The sequence below is a fragment of the Streptomyces sp. NPDC013157 genome (genome assembly GCF_042899865.1).
Taxonomy (GTDB): Bacteria; Actinomycetota; Actinomycetes; order Streptomycetales; family Streptomycetaceae; genus Streptomyces.
On sequence record NZ_JBIBAK010000015.1, the window covers coordinates 270,538 to 289,147 of the forward strand.

Consider the following 18,610-nt stretch of genomic DNA (forward strand, 5'->3'; position numbering starts at 1 on the left):
CGGCAGTCGGCGCAGTGTGGCACTTCGCGGCGGAGCACGCGGGTCCGGCGGCGCCCTTGAAGGGGCGCGGGGAACTGCGCGACCTGCCATGACGGCGCGGCGGTCGGCAGTCGGCGCGTCGCGGCACTTCCCACGGGAGCGCTCGGGCCCCGTGGCAAGTGGGGGGCGGCCGCGTCGTACCAGCGGCCGCCCCCCACGGAGTGTCACGCGCTGACCGTCTCCCCGGGGAGCGCGAGGTCAAGGTCGACCGCCCGGTCGTCCCCGGCGTGGGTCGCGGACGAGGCGAGCGGACCGTGGCCCGCCGCCTTCGCGGCCAGCACGTACGCCCCCTCGGCCGGCACCGCGAGCGCGTACGTGCCGTCCTCCGCGGACAGCGTCGCCCCCGCCTGCCGCCCGCGCCGGTCGATCAGGGTCACCTTGGCGCGGGCCACCGGCACGCCCGTGGCGTCCAGGACGCGGCCGCGGAAGCCGCGCAGCACCGCCTCGGCGCCCGCGAGCACCGCCTCCTCCTCGCTGCTCGCCCGCAGCTGCGTGTGCTGGGCGACCTCGGCCGGCCGGCCCCGCTTCGGCAGGAGCAGGGCGAGCACCAGACCCACCGCGACCGCCCCGGTGGCGATCAGGAACGAGACCCGGAAACCGTGCATGGTCGGGATCGCGACGCCGCCCACGTGGTTCGCCGTGTTGGCCAGCACCATGCCGATGACGGCGCTGGACACGGACGTGCCGATGGACCGCATCAGCGTGTTGAGACCGTTCGCCGCGCCCGTCTCCGAGGCCGGGACCGCGCCGACGATCAGCGCGGGCAGCGAGGAGTAGGCGAGGCCGATGCCCGCGCCGAGGACGACCGCGATGACCAGGCTCTGCCAGGGCGCGCTCATCAGGCCGAGACCGGCGCCGTAGCCGATGCCGATGATCAGCATGCCGAGGATCAGGGTGGTCTTCGGGCCGTACTTGGCCGACAGGCGGGCGTAGACGGGGGCCGTGAACATCATCGTCAGGCCCAGCGGGGCGACCAGCAGGCCGGCGGTGACCATCGACTGGCCGAGGCCGTAGCCGGTGGCCTTCGGGAGCTGGAGCAGCTGCGGCAGGACCAGCGAGACGACGTAGAAGCTGACGCCGACCATGATCGAGGCGAGGTTGGTGAAGAGCACGGCCGGGCGGGCCGTGGTGCGCAGGTCGACCAGCGGGGCCGAGTGGCGCAGTTCGAAGACGCCCCAGAGCAGGAGGACGGCCACCGAGGCGGCGAACAGGCCGAGCGTGGTGCCGGACGACCAGCCCCAGTCGCTGCCCTTGGTGATGGGCAGCAGGAGCAGCACCAGACCGGCCGACAGGCCGATCGCGCCGGGCACGTCGAAGGAGCCCTCCGCGCGCATCGGGGATTCCGGTACGACGAGGAGGGTCAGGGCTATGGAGAGCACACCGAGGCCGGCGGCGCCGTAGAACAGGGCGTGCCAGTCCATGTGCTGCGCGACCAGGGCCGCGGCGGGCAGCGCGAGGCCGCCGCCGACGCCGATCGAGGAGCTCATCAGCGCCATGGCCGAGCCGAGCTTCTCGCGCGGCAGCATGTCGCGCATCAGGCCGATGCCCAGCGGGATCGCGCCCATGGCGAAGCCCTGGAGGGTACGGCCCACGATCATCGTGAGCAGGTCGCTGGTGAGCGCGCTGATCAGCGCGCCGACCACCATCACGGCGAGGCTCAGGATCAGCATCCGCCGCTTGCCGTAGAGGTCGCCGAGGCGGCCCATGATCGGGGTGGCCACGGCGCCCGACAGCAGCGTCGACGTCAGGACCCAGGTGGCGTTGCTGGGTTCGGTGCCCAGCAGCTGCGGGAGGTCCTTGATGACCGGAACGAGCAGGGTCTGCATCACCGCGACCACGATGCCCGCGAAGGCGAGGACCGGGACCACGGCCCCGCTCGCGCCCCGGGCGGGCTGGTCGGTCGTGTGCGTCATGGGGTGGGGCCTCCGGGCCGAGAGAGTGACGGGAAGTACGGCATGCGTGCGGGATAAGTGCTCGGTAAACCTCGTATGCACAGGCAACTATTCCGTTGCTTCGAGCTGCTAACGAATCCTTGACCCTCCCATGGGTTTCTGACCCACCGTCAAGGTCTGGTCTGTTGGTGGAACGTGTTCTACTCTTCCGCGTCATGGCTGCTGCGAAGGCGTACGTCGCCGGGGTCGGAATGACCAAGTTCGAGAAGCCCGAGAGCCGTGACTGGCAGTACTGGGACATGGTCCGGGAGGCCGGCGGCTCCGCGCTCGCCGACGCCGGGATCTCCTACACCGATGTGGAACAGGTTCCCGTCGGCTACTGCTTCCAGCCCTCGACCGCCGGCCAGCGCGCCGCCTACGAGCTGGGTCTCACCGGCGTCCCCGTCTACAACGTCAACAACAACTGCGCCACCGGTGCGACCGCGCTGATGCTCGCCCGCCAGCTGGTCGAGGGCGGGGCGGCCGACTGTGTCCTGGCCCTCGGCTTCGAGAAGATGAAGCGGGGCGCGCTGGGCGGCGGGGCCGACGGCGGCGACTTCGCCACCTCTCCGGTCGCCCGGCACTACGGCGTCATGGCCGCCCGGCACGGCTTCGAGATGACCCCGCCCACCGCGCAGATCTTCGGCGACGCGGCCCGCGAGCACATGGAGCGGTACGGCACGACCGAGGCGCAGCTCGCCGCCGTGGCCGCCAAGAACCACCGGCACTCCGCGGACAACCCGTACGCCCAGTTCCAGGACGTGTACGACGTCGCCGGCATCCTCGCCGCCCGCACCGTGCACCGCCCGCTCACCAAACTCCAGTGCTCGCCCACCTCCGACGGCGCGGCGGCGGCCGTGGTCGTCTCCGAACGGTTCGCCGAACGGCGCGGCCTCACCGGTCTGGTCGAGATCGTCGCGCAGGCGATGACCACCGACACCGAGGAGTCCTTCGCGTCGGGCTCGTGCATCGACGTCGTCGGACAGCCCATGTCACGGGCCGCGGCCCGGCAGGTGTACGACCGCTCCGGCCTCGGCATCGAGGACGTCGACGTCGTCGAACTCCACGACTGCTTCTCGGTCAACGAGCTGCTGACCTACGAGGCGCTCGGCATGTGTGCCGTCGGCGAGTCGGGCAAGCTCGTCGAGTCCGGCGCGACCACGTACGGCGGCCGGTGGGTGGTGAACCCCTCCGGCGGGCTCATCTCCAAGGGGCATCCGCTGGGCGCGACCGGACTCGCGCAGACCGCCGAACTGGTCTGGCAGCTGCGCGGCACGGCCGGCGACCGGCAGGTGACCGGGGCCCGGGTGGGGCTCGCGCACAACATCGGGCTGGGCGGCGCGGCCGTGGTGACCCTGTTCCGGCGGGCGGCGTAGGCCGTACGACCGAGGGCCGGGGACCGAGGGCCGGGCGGGTCGCATGGGCCGAAAAGCCGATGCAAGGACCGCAACCGGCTTGAGAGCATCACACCCATGCTCGAAGCCGCGGACACCTCACACATATCCCGCCGTGTCGCGTCCCCCGCCTGGCTGGTGGTGTCGCTCGCGTGCGCCGGGCAGTTCCTGGTCGTGCTCGACGTGTCCGTGGTGAACGTGGCGCTGCCGTCGATGCGGACCGACCTGGGGCTGAGCGCCTCGGGCCTGCAGTGGGTGGTGAACGCGTACGCCATCGCCTTCGCCGGGTTCATGCTGCTCGGCGGCCGGGCCGGTGACCTGTACGGGCGCAAGCGGATGTTCCTGGTGGGGCTGGGCCTGTTCACGCTGGCCTCGCTCGGCGGCGGGCTCGCCCAGGACGGCTGGCAGCTGCTGCTCGCCCGCGCCGTGCAGGGGCTGGGCGCCGCCGTGCTGGCGCCCTCGACGCTGACCCTGCTCACGGCCGCCGTGCCGGAGGGACCGGCCCGGGCACGGGCGATCGCCACCTGGACGGCGGTCGGCGCAGGCGGCGGCGCGGCCGGCGGACTGGTCGGCGGCGTCCTGGTGGACGTGCTGTCCTGGCGCTGGGTGCTGCTCATCAACGTGCCGGTGGGCGCGGTCGTCCTCGCCGGGTCGTTGCGGTGGCTGACGGAGAGCCGGGCCGGGGACGGCCGGCGGCTCGACCTGCCCGGCGCGCTGCTGGTGACGGCGGGCCTCGGGACGCTGGCGTACGGCATCTCGCAGACCGAGGCCGAGGGGTGGACGGCCGCCGCCGCCCTGGTCCCACTGGCCGCCGGACTTGCGCTGCTCGGGCTGTTCCTGGCGGTCGAGGCGCGTACGGCGGCCCCGCTGATGCCGCTCGGGCTGCTCGGCAGGCGGCCGGTGGCCTCCGCCAACGCGGCCATGCTGGTCTCCGGTTCGGCCATGTTCTGCATGTGGTACTTCATGACGCTCTACGCCCAGAACGTCCTCGGTTACAGCCCGCTGGAGGCCGGTCTCGCCCTGGTGCCCAGCTCGGTCGCGGTGCTCGTCGGCTCCAAGGCGGCGCCGCGGCTGATGCGGCGGGCGGGGGCGCGGACGGTGGCGGTGTCCGGCACGCTGGTCGCGGCGGCCGGGTTCGCCTGGCAGTCGACGATGGGCCCGCACGGCGCCTATGCGACGGCCATCATGTTCCCCGGCATCCTGATGCTGCTCGGCGCGGGCCTGGCCGCGACCCCGCTGGCCGCGCTGGCCACGTCCGGGGCGGCGCCGGCGGAGGCCGGACTGCTCTCCGGGCTGGTCAACACCTCGCGCACGATGGGCGGTTCGCTGGGGCTCGCGGTGATGTCGACGGTCGCGGCGGCCCGGACGGGCGGGGGCGAGGGGGCGGCCGCCCTGACGGCGGGGTACGCGGCCGTCTTCCGCGCCGGCACCGGGGTGCTGCTGGGCGGGGCGGTGCTGATGCTGCTGTGGCTGCCACGCCGGAGGGTCCCCGCGAAGTAGGGCGGAAATTCCGGGACGGCGGGCAACGGTCCGGGCGGCTCGTGGACTCCTTTGTGTATCTAGGAGGTGCCCATGGGGGAGCGGAAGGATGCTCGGAACGAGGAGTTCCAGAGCTTCATGATCGGCCGCTGGCCGCGGCTGATGCGTACGGCATTTCTCCTCACGGGGGAGCAGCACGCCGCCGAGGACCTGGTCCAGTCGACGCTCGAACAGGTCTTCGTGGCATGGCGGAAGGTCGGTTCGGCCGACGACCCGGAGGCGTACGTACGGCGCGTGATGATCAACGCGCACGCACGCAGGCACAGAAGGAAACTCAAGGAGTTCCTCGCGCCGAAGGACGACTCGGGCCTGGTGCGCGAGGTGCCGGACACGGGTGACCGGATCGCCCAGGCCGACGACCGCAGCGCCCTGATCGAGGCACTCGCCCAACTGCCGCCACGGCAGCGGGAGGCGGTGGTGCTGCGCTACTGGGAGGACCTGACGGAGACCCAGGCGGCGCAGGCGATGGGCTGTTCGGCGGGCACGGTCAAGAGCAACGCGGCCAAGGGCATCGCGAAACTCCGTGCCATACCGGGACTGGCCGACATGGTGACGCAGGGAGGGCGTAACTGATGAGCGCGGACCGGGAGAACCACGACATGACACAGGCGGAGTCGGACATCGCCCTCCTCCTCGCGGACGCCGCGGACGAGGTCGAGATCGGCATAGCCCCCGTACAGGCGGTGCTGCGCGGCGGCCGGCGGCGCAGGTCCCGGCGGTGGGCGGTGGCGGCGGCCACGGCGGTGGCGGTGCTGGGCGGATCGGCGGGGGTGACGCTGGCGTTCGCCGGGCTGCCCGGGGAGCACCGGGCGCAGGAAGTGGCGAAGCCGGCGTCTCCCGAGGCACGGCACGTGTACGAGCCGCAGGTCACCGAGCTGTCGAGGGGCGTCTACAAGGGTCAGGAGTGGCACGTCTCGGTGCAGGTCTGGGGCGCGCCGCGTACCAGGGCGGAGGCAGAGCGGCAGTGGCATGCCATGTCCGCGCTAGGCATGGCGCCGGCCGTCGGCAAGCCCGCGGAACTGGTCGGAAAGATCTCGTACTTCGCGGTCCGGGCCCATGGCGGTGACCACCCGCAGCAGTTGATGTTCAACTCGGTGAGTGCACCGGAGCCGCAGGTCGGCACGGACCTTCAGTCCATGGCGACCCGCTTCACGCCCGACGCAGCCAGCTCCGGCCAACTGGTGATCGGCGAGGTGGCCACGACTGCGCGGGAAGTCACCTGCTGGTGGAAGGACGGCACCTCGACCGTCGCCCGGGTGGCGACCGGCCATACCCCCGGCGACCCCGTGTCGGCGATCCGGCCGGCCGCCGGCTCCTCGTGGGCCGACTGGTTCGTGTGCGTCTCCCCGGAGGGCAAGACCTTCAAGGAGGTGAAAGTGACGAAGTGATGCCGTCGGCGACCCGCCGGGAGGTCACAGCCACCCCTGCTGCCGGGCCTCCCGTACCGCCTCCGCGCGGTTGCGGGTGCCGGTCTTGCCGATCGCGGCGGAGAGGTAGTTGCGGACCGTCGACTCCGACAGATGCAGCTTCGCCGCGATGTCGGCGACGGTCGCGCCGTCCACCGACGCCTTCAGCACGTCGCACTCGCGGGCGGTGAGCGGGTTCGGCCCGGCGCTGAGCGCGGCGGTGGCGAGCGCCGGATCGACCACGGTCTCCCCGGTGAGCACCCGCCGGATCGCCCGGGCCAGTTCCTCCACCGGCCCGTCCTTGACGAGGAACCCGGCCGCCCCGGCCTCCATCGCCCGGCGCAGATAGCCGGGCCGGCCGAAGGTGGTGAGGATCAGGACCCGGCAGTCCGGCGCCTGCTCGCGCAGCTCCGCCGCCGCGTCCAGGCCGCTCATGCCCGGCAGTTCGATGTCGAGGAGGGCCACGTCGGGCCGGTGGACGAGCGCGGCGTCCACGATCGCGTCGCCCGTCCCGACCTGGGCGACGACCTCTATGTCCGGCTCCATCCCGAGCAGTAAGGCGAGAGCCCCGCGCATCATCCCCTGGTCCTCGGCGAGGAGCACCCTGATGGACTTGGCGGGCCGGTGGTCCCGGGGCATCTCGTTCGCAGGCTCGTACACAGCCCAAGCGTAGCCTCGGGCCCGGCAATTAAAGAATAGCCATTGTTCTGCGCCGCAGGTCTTGACGGCGGTTGACGGTGCTCAAACAATCGCCTCTGCAATTCCCCGAATGGTCGGCGAATGGTCGGCATTTCGACAGCTGAATAGGTTCGGTATTTCGATCGAACGACGTTCGGGATACCGGACGCCCAGAACCCGCACCGCCCTACGAGGAACCAAGAAGAGGTGCACCGTGTTCTCAGTGCCCGTACGAGCCCTGCGCTCCTGTCCGCCGCGCATCCGGAGAGCCGTCCTGTCCGTGCTCGCCGCGTTCGCCACGATCGCCGCGCTCGTCGTCGGGGCCGGCGCCCCCGAGGCGTCCGCCGCGAGTTCGCTGCCCTGTGACGTCTACGCCGCCGCCGGCACCCCGTGCGTCGCCGCGCACAGCATGGTCCGGGCGCTGTACTCGTCGTACAGCGGCTCCCTCTACCAGGTGCAGCGCGCCTCGGACGGCGCCACGGCCAACATCGGCCTGCTGTCCACCGGCGGCTACGCCAACGCGGCCGCGCAGAACTCCTTCTGTGCCGGTACGACCTGCATCGTCACCAGGATCTACGACCAGTCGAGCAAGCACAACGACCTCACGGTCGAGGGTGCGGGCGGGGCCGGCGCGGCCGATGTCGGGGCCCCGGCGGACGCGCTGCCGGTGACCGTCGGCGGGCACCAGGTCTACGGCCTGGAGATCTCGGCCGGCATGGGCTACCGGGACAACTCCACCTCGGGAGTCGCCACCAACGGCGCCGCCGAGGGGATGTACATGGTCACCTCCGGCACCCATGTGAACGGCAGCTGCTGCTTCGACTACGGCAACGCCGAGACCAACAACAAGGACACCGGCAACGGCCACATGGACGCCATCAACTTCGGCACCGAGTGCTGGTTCTCGCCCTGCTACGGCTCCGGCCCCTGGGTCCAGGCGGACCTGGAGAACGGGCTGTTCGAGTCCAACCTCGGCTACAGCACCAACTCCTCCAACACAGGCACCGGCGCGATACCGTTCGTCACCGCGCTGCTGAAGAACAACGGGCAGGACCATTTCGCACTGAAATGGGGAAACGCACAATCGGGCGGTCTCACCACCACCTATTCCGGCAGTGAGCCCAGTACCAGCAGCGGTTACTCGCCGATGCACCAGGAGGGCGCGATCGTCCTCGGCACCGGCGGCGACAACAGCAACGGCTCCATCGGCTCGTTCTTCGAGGGCGTGATGACCTCCGGCATCCCGACCGACGCCGCCGACGACGCCGTCCAGTCCGACATCGTCTCCGTCGGCTACGGCGGCGCGACCGGCTCCACCGGCAGCCTCGGCTCCGCCTCGGAGATCTCCCTGAAGGCCACCACGTCCTGCTGCACCACCGACTACGTCCGCCACCAGAACAACGCCGGCGTGCTGTCCGCCATCACCTCCAGCAGCGCCACCCTGGACAAGAACGACGCCACCTGGATCGTCCGCCCCGGCCTCGCCGACAGCTCCTGCGTCTCCTTCGAGTCCCGGAACTACCCCGGCGACTACCTGCGCCACTACAACTACAAGATCTACCGGCAGCCCATGGACGGCACCACCACGTTTCGACAGGACGCGACCTTCTGTCCGACGACCGGCAAGAGCGGCACGGGCACGTCCTTCGCCTCGTACAACTATCCGACGAAATACCTGCGCCACTACAACTACAACCTCTACATCGCGAGTGACGGCGGCTCCAACGCCTGGGACAGCGCCACGTCCTGGACCGACGACGTGAGCTGGGTCGTCAGCTCGCCCTGGGCGCCGTAGCCGCCGCCGAGGCGAGCAGTTCCAGCGCCTCGGTGGGAAGTTCCGCGGTGACCGTGAAGCCGCCGCGCGGCGCCGGGCCGGCCGTGAGGGAGCCGCCCGCCGCCGCGAGGCGCTCGGTCAGCCCCTTCAGGCCGGTGCCGCCGATGCCCTCCGGGCAGGGCTCGGCGGCCACCGCGCCCGAGCCGTCGTCGGTGACCGTCAGCCGGGCCCGCCCGGCGGTGCTGTCGACGGTGATCTCGCAGCGCGTGGCGTCGCTGTGCCGGACCACGTTGGTGACCGCCTCGCGCACCACCCAGCCCAGCAGCGTCTCGGTCTGCGGGACGAGCGGCGCCCCCGTCTGCCGGACCACCGGCTCCACGCCCGCCGCCGTCAGGGCCGAGCGGGCCCGGACGAGATCGGCGGCCAGACTGCCCTCCCGGTAGCCGGTGACCGCCTCACGGATCTCGGTCAGCGCCTGCCGGCCGACCGACTCGATGTCGGAGATCTGCGTCAGCGCCGCGTCCAGGTCCCGGGGCGCAACCCGCCGGGCCGCCTCCGACTTCACGACGATCACCGACAGGGTGTGCCCGAGCAGGTCGTGCAGATCCCGCGAGAAGCGCAGCCGCTCCTTCTCCACCGCCCGCCGGGCCAGCTCCTCGCGGGCGGCGCGCAGTTCCCGCACGGCCTCGGAGAGGGAGAGGATCGCGGCGGTGATCATCGTCGACAGGAAGGTGCCGTAGGCGATGGTGATGGCGTCGGAGCCGTCCCGGTACCAGGAGACCGCGCCCGCGAAGCAGGCCAGCAGGATGCCGGTCCGGCCCAGCCAGGGTCCGCGCAGTGCCGCGCCCGCGGCCAGGCCGAGCAGCGGGAAGAACATCAGCCAGCTGCCGCCGTAGCCGAGGGCCAGGCACGTGGTCAGCAGGCCCATCAGCAGCAGGGCGACACGGGTGGAGGCGGCCTCCCGGGCCTCCTTCCGGAAGGAGCGGAAGGTCACGTAGATGTAGAGGGAGTTGAAGGCGAGCAGGCCGACCCCGCCGATCCACGGGTCGGCCGTCTTGCCCTGGAGCAGGTTGGAGAGGGAGCCCAGCCCCATCAGCAGCCACGGGAGCAGGGCGAACCCGGAGGGTGGCGGCCCCGCCTGCTCGGGCAGCTCACCCTTCTTCCGGGCGGCCTTCTGCTGCTCCTTGAAGCGGGTCATGTCCTCCCGCCACTGGGCACGGGCCGTCCGCCACCCGTCCGCCTGACACTTCACCTGCTGCCACCACGCCATGCCACTCTTCCCCCGATCTGTACGGATCTGACCCGCTGTGCTCCATCCGGCCGTACTGTCCGGCGGTACGACCCTACGGAAGGCGGCGCGGGTTCGGCAGAGGCGGATGTACGGCGGCGGGCAGGACAAATGTCATGGTCCGGCGGCGCAGCATCTGACACTACGTCAGGAGCCTTCACAAGTGCGGAGCGCTGGGCTATACAAGGTGCGCTGGAATGGAACGCGTTCTAGATCTGCACCCGTGGACGACCTCGGTGCGGCCGACGGTGCGGACGGCCGTGCCGAGGTCTTGAGACATCTCAGGAGCCGTATGCCCATCGACGCCGCCAAGGCCCTCGCCGCCGAACCCAGGTCAGGGGAGATCCGCTGGGAGCGCCGGGACGTCCAGCTCTACCACCTCGGCATCGGCGCGGGCCGCCCCGCCACCGACCCCGACGAATTGCGCTACACCCTGGAGACCCGGCTGCACGTCCTGCCCAGCTTCGCCACCGTCGCGGGCGCCGGCTCCCCCGGGGTGATCAGCGGACTGTCCATGCCCGGCGTCGACGTCGACCTCGCCAAGGTGCTGCACGGCGGCCAGTCCCTCACCCTGCACCGCCCCATCCCGGCCGCCGGCACCGCCACCGCCACCGGGCGCATCGCCGCGGTCTACGACAAGGGCAAGGCGGCCGTCCTGGTGATGCGCACCGAGGTCGCGGACGCCGACGGCCCGCTGTGGACCAACGACGCGCAGATCTTCGTACGAGGGGAGGGCGGCTGGGGCGGCGACCGCGGCCCCTCGACCCGGCTGGAGCCGCCCGCCGGTGAACCGGACCGGACCGTCGAGCGCCCGGTCCGCGAGGACCAGGCCCTGCTCTACCGCCTCTCCGGCGACTACAACCCGCTGCACGCCGACCCCGAGTTCGCCAAGCTCGCCGGCTTCGACCGCCCCATCCTGCACGGGCTGTGCACCTACGGGATCACGCTCAAGGCGGTCGTGGACACGCTGCTCGGCGGGGACGTCGGCCGGGTGCGGTCGTACACGACGCGGTTCGCCGGAGTGGTGTACCCGGGGGAGACGCTCCGGGTCCGCATGTGGCGGGGCGACGGGCGGATCCGGGTCGCCGTCAGTGCCGTAGAGCGCGAGGACGCGCCCGTCCTCGCCGACACGATCGTCGAACACTCTTGATCAGTTGAGCAGCTGAGCAGTTGAGGGGAGCCGCACCATGCGCGCAGCCGTACTGCACGAGATCGGCCAGGAGAAGCTGGACGTCCTCGACGACGTCGAGGCGGTGGGATTCGGGCCCGGCAGGGTGCGGATCCGGGTGCGCGCCACGGGGCTGTGCCACTCGGACCTGTCGGCGATGAGCGGGGTGCTGCCGCAGCCGGGACCGTTCGTGCCGGGCCACGAGGGCGCGGGCGAGGTCCTGGAGGTGGGCGAGGGCGTCACCCGGGTGAAGCCCGGCGACCGGGTGGTCGTCTGCTGGCTGCCGGCCTGCGGTGCGTGTCCGGCGTGCAAGCGCGGGCAGACCGAGCTGTGCCTCGCCGGGTTCATGAACGCCGGCACCCCCAACTTCCGGCGCCCCACCGGCGACGTCTTCGGTTTCGCGGGCACCGGCACCTTCGCCGAGGAGGTCGTGGTCGACGCCGGGTGCGCGGTGCCGATCCCGGACGACGTGCCCTTCGACATCGCCGCGCTGATCGGCTGCGGGGTCACCACCGGACTCGGCGCGGCCCTCAACACGGCCGACCTGGAGGCGGGTTCGTCGGTCGCCGTCATCGGCTGCGGAGGCGTCGGGATCTCGGCGATCCAGGGGGCGCGGCTCAAGGGTGCGGCCGAGATCGTCGCCGTCGACCCGGTCGAGTCGCGGCGCGAGTCGGCGCTCAGGTTCGGGGCGACGAAGGCGGTGTCGCCGGACGAACTCCCCGGCGCCAAGCAGGAGGTCACCGCGGGCGAGGGCTTCGACTACGTCTTCGAGGTCGTCGGCAAGTCCGCCACCGCCCGGGCCGCGTACGAGAACACCCGGCGCGGCGGCACCCTCGTGGTCGTCGGCGCGGGAGCCATGGACGACTTCCTCCAGCTGAACATGTTCGAGCTGTTCTTCGACGAGAAGCGGATCCTGCCGTCCATGTACGGCGGCGGGGACGTGGTCCGCGCCTACGAGCGGACGATCGCCCTGTGGCGGGCGGGCCGGATCGACCTGGAGGGCCTGATCACCCACCGGGTGCCGCTGGCCGACATCAACGAGGCCCTGGACCAGATGCGCACGGGCACCTCCCTGCGTACCTGCATAGAGATCTGAGGGGCCGCCGTATGCAGGAGAGGCCGCTGGAAGGACTGACCGCCGTCGTCACGGGGGCGGGCCGGGGCCTGGGCCGGGCCGAGGCGCTCGAACTGGCCCGGCTGGGCGCGGCCGTCGTCGTCAACGACTTCGGCCAGCCGGGCCGGGACGGCTCGGGGGCGGCCTCCGCGGCGCCCGCCGAGCAGGTCGCCGAGGAGATCCGCGCGGCGGGCGGCCGGGCCGTCGCCCACACCGGGGACGTCGCCGACTTCTCCCAGGCGCGAGACCTTCTCGCCCTGGCGACAGCCCATTACGGAAAGCTGGACATTCTCGTCAACAACGCCGGGATCCTGCGCGACCGCATGGTCTTCTCCATGACCGAGGACGAGTGGGACTCGGTGATCAGGGTCCACCTCAAGGGCCACTTCAACACCACCCACTTCGCGGCCGCGCACTGGCGGGACCGCGCCAAGGCGGCGGGGGGCGGGAAGGTCTACGGCCGGATCGTGAACACCTCCTCCGAGGCCTTCCTCGCCGGCTCCGCCGGCCAGCCCAACTACGCGGCCGCGAAGGGCGGCATCGTCGGCCTGACCACCTCCACGGCCCTCGCCCTCGCCAAGTACGGCGTCACCGCCAACGTGATCTGCCCGCGCGCCCGCACCCGGATGACCGAGGACGTCTTCGCCGGCTTCGAACAGCCCGCCGAGGGCCTCGACCCGCTGGCCCCCGAGCACGTCGCCCCACTCGTCGGCTACCTGGCCTCCCCGGCCGCCGGACGGATCAACGGGCAGCTGCTCGTCGTGCACGGCGGCATGGTCGCGATCGTCGAACGACCGCGCGTGCAGGCCAAGTTCGACAGCAAGCAGGACACCTTCGACTACGCCGAACTCGACGCCGTGCTCACGCCGCACTACGCGGAGCGGCCGGCGGGGGAGACGTTCGCGGCGGCGGAGGTGCTGGGGCTGAAGCGCCAGTGACATGTGACATACCACCGGTTGGTATGCCGCAGTGAGCGAGGCGCGGAACGCGAGCAAGGCGAAGAACGCGCGCACGACACAGAACGCGCGCACGACACAGAACGCGCGCACGACACAGAGGAGGGGCCCGCCGGTCACCCGGTGGGCCCCTCCTCCTTACGTACCGTCAGGCCGCCGACTCGACCGGCTCCGGCTTGCGGTGCCGGCCGCTCGGGGCCGTCTCGCTGTCCTGGGCCGAGACGTGACCACGGTGCTTGCCGTGGCCGTCCGTCTCCGGAGGCTCGGCGGACAGCTGCTGGGACGTGCTGGCGTCGTTCATCGGAAGAATTCACCCCGTCAACATGATCTTTCTTACAGCGCGGCGAGTCTAACCGGCCCACCACGGGGCGAATCCAGGCGGCCACGCCGACCGCAGCTAGTTCGTTACAAGCCGTGCCAGCGGGGCCTGTTGGAGGGGTACCGGCCGGGCCGCGACAGGTCCCGGAGGATCCGGTTCCGCCGGCTCCCCGGGCGTACCCGACGCCCCGGCAGCCGTGCCGTCCCGAACCGGATCCCCCGGGCCCGCGTCCCCCGGCCCCCCGTGTTCCCCCGTCTCCCCCCAGGGCACCGCCACCGCCGCCACACCGCACGGGACCTCCCCCGTGGCGTACGGCAGTCGCAGCACCCCGTCCTGCGTCCACACCCCGGCGCCCGTCAACCACCCCTCGGGCGCCGGGAGATGCCAGATCCTGCGCGCTCTGGGCCGCCAGGCCCCCACCCAGCTGCCGAGCGGACCGTCGATCCGCAGTGCCACCGCGCAGCTCTCCGGCACCAGCACCTGCCCCGGCTGGGCGGCGAACGGGGTGACCACGCAGTCCGGGCACTCCGGCACCCGCAGGCTCTCCGGGAAGCGCACCGGCAGCGTGGAGCCGAGGACACCCCAGCCCAATCGTTCCTGCCCGGGGCTGGGTGCGTCCGAGCCGACCAGGATCAGCCCGCTGTCCGGGTCGGCGAGCAGCAGCCGGTCGTCGCTGTCCGCCGCGATCTGCAGCAGCGGCGACACCTCGCCGGCGCGCTCCAGATCGACCACGACCGCCTTGGTCCGCCCGCCCAGCTCCCGGTCCAGGGCCAGCATCCGCCGGGCCCGGTCCAGCCAGACCCCGCCCGAACACCGCCCCGGCACCACCGCGAGCTGCTCCGGCCCGAAGGCCCCGCCCGCCACCAGCCAGACGGCGGAGGAACGCGGCCCCACCGCGAGCGCGTAGGCGTGCACGCCCCCCGGCGCCGGCGGCAGCAGCCGTAGCGAGGCACCTTCGTCCCGGCACTCCACCGCGCCCAGCGGCAGCTCACCGGTGCCCGGTCCGGTCGGATAGAGGAGGGCGAAGTGGTGCCGCCCGTCCACCAGCCGGCGGATGAGCACCCGCCCGTCGCCCAGCGGCTGCACCTCCGTGTCCGGCTCCTCCGGCTGGTTGCAGGGGAGCGGTACGGCGTAGGGCTCGGGGCCGTCCAGCGTCCACCGCTCCGGGTACCAGGAACCTTCCTGCTGGGTCAGCCGGGCCGCGTACGCCCCGTCCACCGTGATCGTGCAGCCCGCCCCCGGCACGCTGTCTTCCTCGTCCGCAGCCGGGGGTTCGATCGCACAGGCCGTCATCGTTCGGTCACCTCCGGCCACGAAGCTAGTTTTCGTACGCACAGGCGGGGCACCGGCTGCAGACGGCTTCACACATACGGGTGCACACTCGACGATTCGCCTGAGGAAACCGGGGCGGGTGTGCTGGGCGTCGCCTCCGGTGGGCGAGCAGGTACAGCCCCGCGGAACAGGCAGGTAGCCTTTTCCCCGTGCCCCGTCTGTCAGAAGTCATCGCCGCGCTGGAGAACCTGTGGCCCGCCGAGCGGGCCGAGTCCTGGGACGCGGTCGGTACGGTCGTGGGCGACCCCGACCAGGAGGTCACGCGGGTCCTCTTCGCCGTCGACCCGGTCCAGCCGATCGTCGACGAGGCGGTGAAGCTCGGCGCCGACCTGCTGGTCACCCACCACCCCCTCTACCTGCGCGGTACGACTACGGTCGCGGCCTCCCACTTCAAGGGCCGGGCGGTGCACACCCTGATCAAGAACGACATCGCGCTGCACGTCGCCCACACCAACGCCGACACCGCCGACCCGGGCGTCTCCGACGCCCTCGCGGGCGCCCTGGACCTGCGCGTCGTACGGCCCCTCGTCCCGGACCCGACCGACCCGGAGGGCCGCCGGGGCCTCGGCCGCGTCTGCGAGCTGGACCACCCGGTGACCGTCCGCGAGCTCGCCGACCGGGCCGCCGCCCGCCTCCCCGCCACCGCCCAGGGCATCCGCGTCGCCGGCGACCCCGAGGCCCTCGTCCGTACGGTCGCCGTCAGCGGCGGCTCCGGCGACAGCCTCTTCGACGTCGTACGCGCCGCCGGCGTGGACGCCTTCCTCACCGCGGACCTGCGCCACCACCCGGCGTCGGAAGCGGTCGCCCACAGCCCCCTCGCGCTGCTCGACGCGGCGCACTGGGCCACCGAATGGCCCTGGTGCGAGCTGGCCGCGACCCAGCTCGACGAAATCTCCGACCGCCACGGCTGGGACCTGCGCGTGCACGTCTCCAGGACGGTCACCGACCCCTGGACCAGCCACTCTCCCTCCCTTGGAGCCCCCAACTGAACGCAGCGCCCGCCGACCAGATCCGACTCCTCGACGTCCAGGCCCTGGACGTACGCCTCCAGCAGCTGGCGCACAAGCGGAAGTCACTGCCCGAGCACGCCGAGATCGAGTCGCTGACCAAAGACCTGACCCAGCTGCGCGACCTGCTGGTGGCCGCGCAGACCGAGGAGAGCGACACCGCCCGCGAGCAGACCAAGGCCGAGCAGGACGTGGACCAGGTGCGCCAGCGCGCCGCCCGCGACCAGCAGCGCCTGGACTCCGGCGCGGTCACCTCCCCGAAGGACCTGGAGAACCTCCAGAAGGAGATCGTCTCCCTCGCCAAGCGCCAGGGCGACCTGGAGGACGTCGTCCTGGAGGTCATGGAGCGCCGCGAGTCCGCGCAGGAGCGGGTCGCCGAGCTGACCGAGCGGGTCGGCGCGGTCCAGGGCCGGATCGACGAGGCCACTGCGCGCCGGGACGCGTCCTTCGAGGGGATCGACGGCGAGGCGGCGACGGTCACCAAGGAGCGCGAGGTCATCGCGGGCTCGGTCCCGGCCGACCTGCTCAAGCTCTACGACAAGCTGCGCGAGCAGCAGGGCGGCATCGGCGCGGCCAAGCTCTACGCCCGCACCTGCCAGGGCTGCCGCCAGGAGCTCGCCATCACCGAGCTGGCCGAGGTCCGCAAGGCCGCGCCCGACACCGTGGTCCGCTGCGAGAACTGCCGCCGGATCCTGGTGCGCACGTCCGAGTCGGGCCTGTAGAAACAGTCGAGGTCTTAAGGGGCGTACGTGGCAAGGGAGTTCATCGTCGAGGCGGACGGCGGCTCCCGGGGCAACCCGGGGCCGGCCGGCTACGGCGCGGTGGTCGTCGACGCGGCGACCGGCGAGACGCTGACGGAGGCGGCCGAATACCTCGGCGTCGTCACCAACAACGTCGCCGAGTACCGCGGCCTGCTGGCGGGCCTGCGCGCGGCCCACGACCTGGACCCGGCCGCCACGGTCCACGTCCGCATGGACTCCAAGCTGGTCATCGAGCAGATGTCCGGCCGCTGGAAGATCAAGCACCCCGACCTGAAGCCGCTGGCGACGGAGGCGTCCCGGGTGTTCCCGCCGGGCCAGGTCACGTACGAGTGGATCCCGAGAGCCGAGAACAAACACGCCGACCGCCTGGCGAACGAGGCGATGGACGCGGGCAAGCGGGGCGAGCAGTGGTCGGCTTCGGGGTCTGCCGCGGAATTCGACGCCCGCGCCACAGCGCCCCGTAAGGGGCGCGGGGAACTGCGCGACAAGCCCCCACCGGCCGGCACGGTGACGACTGCCGAGACGCCCCGCGTCGACTTCCGCGCCGCGCGCAACGTAGCGACAGCGCCCGTACCCAGGCCCACCGTCGGCTGGGCCTCGTCGCCAGACATGGGCGCCCCCGCCACCTTCGTCCTCCTCCGCCACGGCGAAACCCCCCTCACCCCCCAGAAACGCTTCTCCGGCAGCGGCGGTACCGACCCGGAACTCTCTCCCGTCGGCCTGGAGCAAGCGCAGCGCGCGGCCGTCGCCCTCGCCCGCCGCGGCACGATCGAGACGATCCTCGCCTCCCCCCTCACCCGCACCCGCCAGACCGCGGCGGCCGTCGCCGAGCGCCTCGGCCTCGGCGTCACGATCGAGGAGGGCATCAAGGAGACGGACTTCGGCGCCTGGGAGGGCCTCACCTTCGGCGAGGTCCGCGAGCGCTACCCCGACGACCTGACCGCCTGGCTGGCCGACCCGTCGGCCCACCCCACCGGCGGCGGCGAGAGCTTCGCCGAGACCGCCACCCGCATCGCGGCCACCCGCGACAAGCTGATCGCGGCCTACGCGGGCCGCACGGTCCTGCTCGTCACGCACGTCACGCCGATCAAGACGTTCGTGCAACTCGCCCTCGGCGCCCCGCTCCAGTCCCTGTTCCGGATGGAACTGTCGGCGGCCTCGTTGTCCGCGGTGGCGTACTACGCGGACGGCAACGCGAGCGTACGGCTCTTCAACGACACGTCCCACCTGCGTCCCTGAGGCCCGCCGCCGCCCGGGCCAGCACCTCGACGCGGGCCCAGTCCCGGGCGGCTACGGCATCGGCGGGGACCATCCAGGTACCGCCCACGCAGCCGACGTTCGGGAGGGCGAGGTACTCGGGTGCGTTGTCCGGGCCGATCCCTCCCGTCGGGCAGAACCGGGCCTGTGGCAGCGGTCCGGCAAGGGACCTCAGATACGCCGTGCCGCCCGCGGCCTGCGCCGGGAAGAACTTCATCTCCCGCACCCCGCGTTCGAGCAGCGCCACCACCTCGGAGGCGGTCGACACCCCCGGCAGGTACGGCACCCCGGACGCGGCCATCGCCGTCAGCAGCCCGTCCGTCCAGCCGGGACTGACCAGGAACCGCGCCCCGGCCGCGACGCACTCCGTCACGTGCGCGGGCGTGAGGACCGTACCCGCGCCGACCACCGCGTCCGGCACCGCGGCGGCCACGGCCCGGATCGCGTCGAGCGCGGCCGGCGTCCGCAGCGTCACCTCGATGACGGGCAGCCCACCGTCCACCAGCGCCCGCGCCAGCGGTACGGCGTCGGCGGCGTCCTCGACCACGACGACGGGCACGACGGGCGCGAGATCCAGCACGGAGGTGGGCATGGCGAACATCCTGCCCACGCGATGCAGAGCACGCAAAGGGCATTGCGCATGCTGC

Annotated in this window: 17 protein-coding genes; 11 read left to right on the plus strand and 6 right to left on the minus strand. The window is 72.2% G+C overall.

What is annotated here, in order from left to right:
• Positions 1-203: 203 nt before the first annotated feature.
• A complete protein-coding gene (locus ACFY6U_RS37005) occupies positions 204-1,952 on the minus strand; it encodes an MFS transporter (RefSeq protein WP_390045402.1) in 1,749 nt (582 codons plus the stop codon).
• A gap of 194 nt (positions 1,953-2,146) precedes the next feature.
• Here ACFY6U_RS37005 and ACFY6U_RS37010 point away from each other — a divergent pair, with 194 nt between their 5' ends.
• The 4 genes from ACFY6U_RS37010 to ACFY6U_RS37025 all read left to right on the plus strand — a co-directional run bounded on the left by ACFY6U_RS37010 (position 2,147) and on the right by ACFY6U_RS37025 (position 6,291).
• Positions 2,147-3,346, plus strand: a complete 1,200-nt coding sequence (locus ACFY6U_RS37010) for a lipid-transfer protein (RefSeq protein ID WP_390045404.1) — start codon at positions 2,147-2,149, stop codon at positions 3,344-3,346.
• Between the two features lie 96 nt (positions 3,347-3,442).
• Positions 3,443-4,864 (plus strand): MFS transporter, encoded by a 1,422-nt coding sequence (locus ACFY6U_RS37015; protein ID WP_390045406.1) that lies wholly within the window; start codon positions 3,443-3,445, stop codon positions 4,862-4,864.
• 72 nt (positions 4,865-4,936) lie between these two features.
• Positions 4,937-5,476 (plus strand): SigE family RNA polymerase sigma factor, encoded by a 540-nt coding sequence (locus ACFY6U_RS37020; protein ID WP_351490808.1) that lies wholly within the window; start codon positions 4,937-4,939, stop codon positions 5,474-5,476.
• On the plus strand, positions 5,476-6,291 hold the full coding sequence (locus ACFY6U_RS37025) for a hypothetical protein (RefSeq protein WP_390045408.1): 816 nt from the start codon (positions 5,476-5,478) through the stop codon (positions 6,289-6,291). Before ACFY6U_RS37020 ends, ACFY6U_RS37025 begins: the two co-directional genes overlap by 1 nt.
• A gap of 24 nt (positions 6,292-6,315) precedes the next feature.
• Here the strand turns inward: ACFY6U_RS37025 and ACFY6U_RS37030 are convergent, their stop codons facing one another.
• The gene (locus tag ACFY6U_RS37030) at positions 6,316-6,948 is read right to left on the minus strand and encodes a response regulator transcription factor (protein ID WP_351490902.1); all 633 of its coding nucleotides are present in this window, start codon (positions 6,946-6,948) and stop codon (positions 6,316-6,318) included.
• A gap of 262 nt (positions 6,949-7,210) precedes the next feature.
• Here ACFY6U_RS37030 and ACFY6U_RS37035 point away from each other — a divergent pair, with 262 nt between their 5' ends.
• Positions 7,211-8,782, plus strand: coding sequence for an alpha-L-arabinofuranosidase B (locus tag ACFY6U_RS37035; RefSeq protein WP_390045410.1), 1,572 nt, complete (start codon positions 7,211-7,213; stop codon positions 8,780-8,782).
• On the opposite strand, the gene ACFY6U_RS37040 is transcribed toward ACFY6U_RS37035, so the two are convergent.
• Entirely contained in the window at positions 8,760-10,031 is a 1,272-nt protein-coding gene (locus tag ACFY6U_RS37040; protein WP_390045412.1) for a sensor histidine kinase, read from the minus strand. The two genes, ACFY6U_RS37035 and ACFY6U_RS37040, sit on opposite strands and share 23 nt — an antisense overlap.
• Before the next feature lie 310 nt (positions 10,032-10,341).
• Here ACFY6U_RS37040 and ACFY6U_RS37045 point away from each other — a divergent pair, with 310 nt between their 5' ends.
• The 3 genes from ACFY6U_RS37045 to ACFY6U_RS37055 are packed head-to-tail and all read left to right on the plus strand — an operon-like array spanning position 10,342 to position 13,269.
• Entirely contained in the window at positions 10,342-11,199 is an 858-nt protein-coding gene (locus tag ACFY6U_RS37045) for a MaoC/PaaZ C-terminal domain-containing protein (RefSeq protein WP_351490814.1), read from the plus strand.
• 37 nt (positions 11,200-11,236) lie between these two features.
• A complete protein-coding gene (locus ACFY6U_RS37050) occupies positions 11,237-12,313 on the plus strand; it encodes a Zn-dependent alcohol dehydrogenase (protein WP_390045414.1) in 1,077 nt (358 codons plus the stop codon).
• An 11-nt stretch (positions 12,314-12,324) separates the two neighbouring features.
• Positions 12,325-13,269 carry a 3-oxoacyl-ACP reductase gene (locus ACFY6U_RS37055; protein ID WP_390045416.1) on the plus strand — a complete coding sequence of 315 codons (945 nt, stop codon included), beginning with the start codon at positions 12,325-12,327 and terminating at the stop codon, positions 13,267-13,269.
• Positions 13,270-13,435: 166 nt separating this feature from the next.
• Here ACFY6U_RS37055 and ACFY6U_RS37060 read toward each other — a convergent pair whose 3' ends face one another.
• Together ACFY6U_RS37060 and ACFY6U_RS37065 are read right to left on the minus strand one after the other, a co-directional pair.
• On the minus strand, positions 13,436-13,588 hold the full coding sequence (locus tag ACFY6U_RS37060; RefSeq protein WP_390045418.1) for a hypothetical protein: 153 nt from the start codon (positions 13,586-13,588) through the stop codon (positions 13,436-13,438).
• 96 nt (positions 13,589-13,684) lie between these two features.
• Entirely contained in the window at positions 13,685-14,899 is a 1,215-nt protein-coding gene (locus tag ACFY6U_RS37065) for a hypothetical protein (RefSeq protein ID WP_390045419.1), read from the minus strand.
• Positions 14,900-15,087: 188 nt separating this feature from the next.
• Here ACFY6U_RS37065 and ACFY6U_RS37070 point away from each other — a divergent pair, with 188 nt between their 5' ends.
• The 3 genes from ACFY6U_RS37070 to ACFY6U_RS37080 are packed head-to-tail and all read left to right on the plus strand — an operon-like array spanning position 15,088 to position 17,945.
• Positions 15,088-15,927: a Nif3-like dinuclear metal center hexameric protein gene (locus tag ACFY6U_RS37070; protein WP_390045421.1), complete on the plus strand. Its 840-nt coding sequence runs from the start codon at positions 15,088-15,090 to the stop codon at positions 15,925-15,927.
• A complete protein-coding gene (locus ACFY6U_RS37075; protein ID WP_362596030.1) occupies positions 15,924-16,667 on the plus strand; it encodes a C4-type zinc ribbon domain-containing protein in 744 nt (247 codons plus the stop codon). The genes ACFY6U_RS37070 and ACFY6U_RS37075 overlap by 4 nt, the downstream gene beginning before the upstream one ends.
• 27 nt (positions 16,668-16,694) lie before the next feature.
• The gene (locus ACFY6U_RS37080) at positions 16,695-17,945 is read left to right on the plus strand and encodes a bifunctional RNase H/acid phosphatase (RefSeq protein ID WP_390045423.1); all 1,251 of its coding nucleotides are present in this window, start codon (positions 16,695-16,697) and stop codon (positions 17,943-17,945) included.
• Here the strand turns inward: ACFY6U_RS37080 and eda are convergent.
• Positions 17,917-18,564: a bifunctional 4-hydroxy-2-oxoglutarate aldolase/2-dehydro-3-deoxy-phosphogluconate aldolase gene (gene eda / locus ACFY6U_RS37085; protein ID WP_390045425.1), complete on the minus strand. Its 648-nt coding sequence runs from the start codon at positions 18,562-18,564 to the stop codon at positions 17,917-17,919. The two genes, ACFY6U_RS37080 and eda, sit on opposite strands and share 29 nt — an antisense overlap.
• Between the last annotated feature and the right edge of the window lie 46 nt (positions 18,565-18,610).

Bases quoted from the DNA above. Each gene is read 5' to 3' on its own strand.
- ACFY6U_RS37005 (WP_390045402.1), bottom strand. From the start codon at position 1,952: ATGACGCACACGACCGACCAGCCCGCCCGGGGCGCGAGCGGGGCCGTG.
- ACFY6U_RS37010 (WP_390045404.1), top strand. From the start codon at position 2,147: ATGGCTGCTGCGAAGGCGTACGTCGCCGGGGTCGGAATGACCAAGTTC.
- ACFY6U_RS37015 (WP_390045406.1), top strand. From the start codon at position 3,443: ATGCTCGAAGCCGCGGACACCTCACACATATCCCGCCGTGTCGCGTCC.
- ACFY6U_RS37020 (WP_351490808.1), top strand. From the start codon at position 4,937: ATGGGGGAGCGGAAGGATGCTCGGAACGAGGAGTTCCAGAGCTTCATG.
- ACFY6U_RS37025 (WP_390045408.1), top strand. From the start codon at position 5,476: ATGAGCGCGGACCGGGAGAACCACGACATGACACAGGCGGAGTCGGAC.
- ACFY6U_RS37030 (WP_351490902.1), bottom strand. From the start codon at position 6,948: ATGCCCCGGGACCACCGGCCCGCCAAGTCCATCAGGGTGCTCCTCGCC.
- ACFY6U_RS37040 (WP_390045412.1), bottom strand. From the start codon at position 10,031: ATGGCGTGGTGGCAGCAGGTGAAGTGTCAGGCGGACGGGTGGCGGACG.
- ACFY6U_RS37045 (WP_351490814.1), top strand. From the start codon at position 10,342: ATGCCCATCGACGCCGCCAAGGCCCTCGCCGCCGAACCCAGGTCAGGG.
- ACFY6U_RS37050 (WP_390045414.1), top strand. From the start codon at position 11,237: ATGCGCGCAGCCGTACTGCACGAGATCGGCCAGGAGAAGCTGGACGTC.
- ACFY6U_RS37055 (WP_390045416.1), top strand. From the start codon at position 12,325: ATGCAGGAGAGGCCGCTGGAAGGACTGACCGCCGTCGTCACGGGGGCG.
- ACFY6U_RS37060 (WP_390045418.1), bottom strand. From the start codon at position 13,588: ATGAACGACGCCAGCACGTCCCAGCAGCTGTCCGCCGAGCCTCCGGAG.
- ACFY6U_RS37065 (WP_390045419.1), bottom strand. From the start codon at position 14,899: ATGACGGCCTGTGCGATCGAACCCCCGGCTGCGGACGAGGAAGACAGC.
- eda (WP_390045425.1), bottom strand. From the start codon at position 18,564: ATGTTCGCCATGCCCACCTCCGTGCTGGATCTCGCGCCCGTCGTGCCC.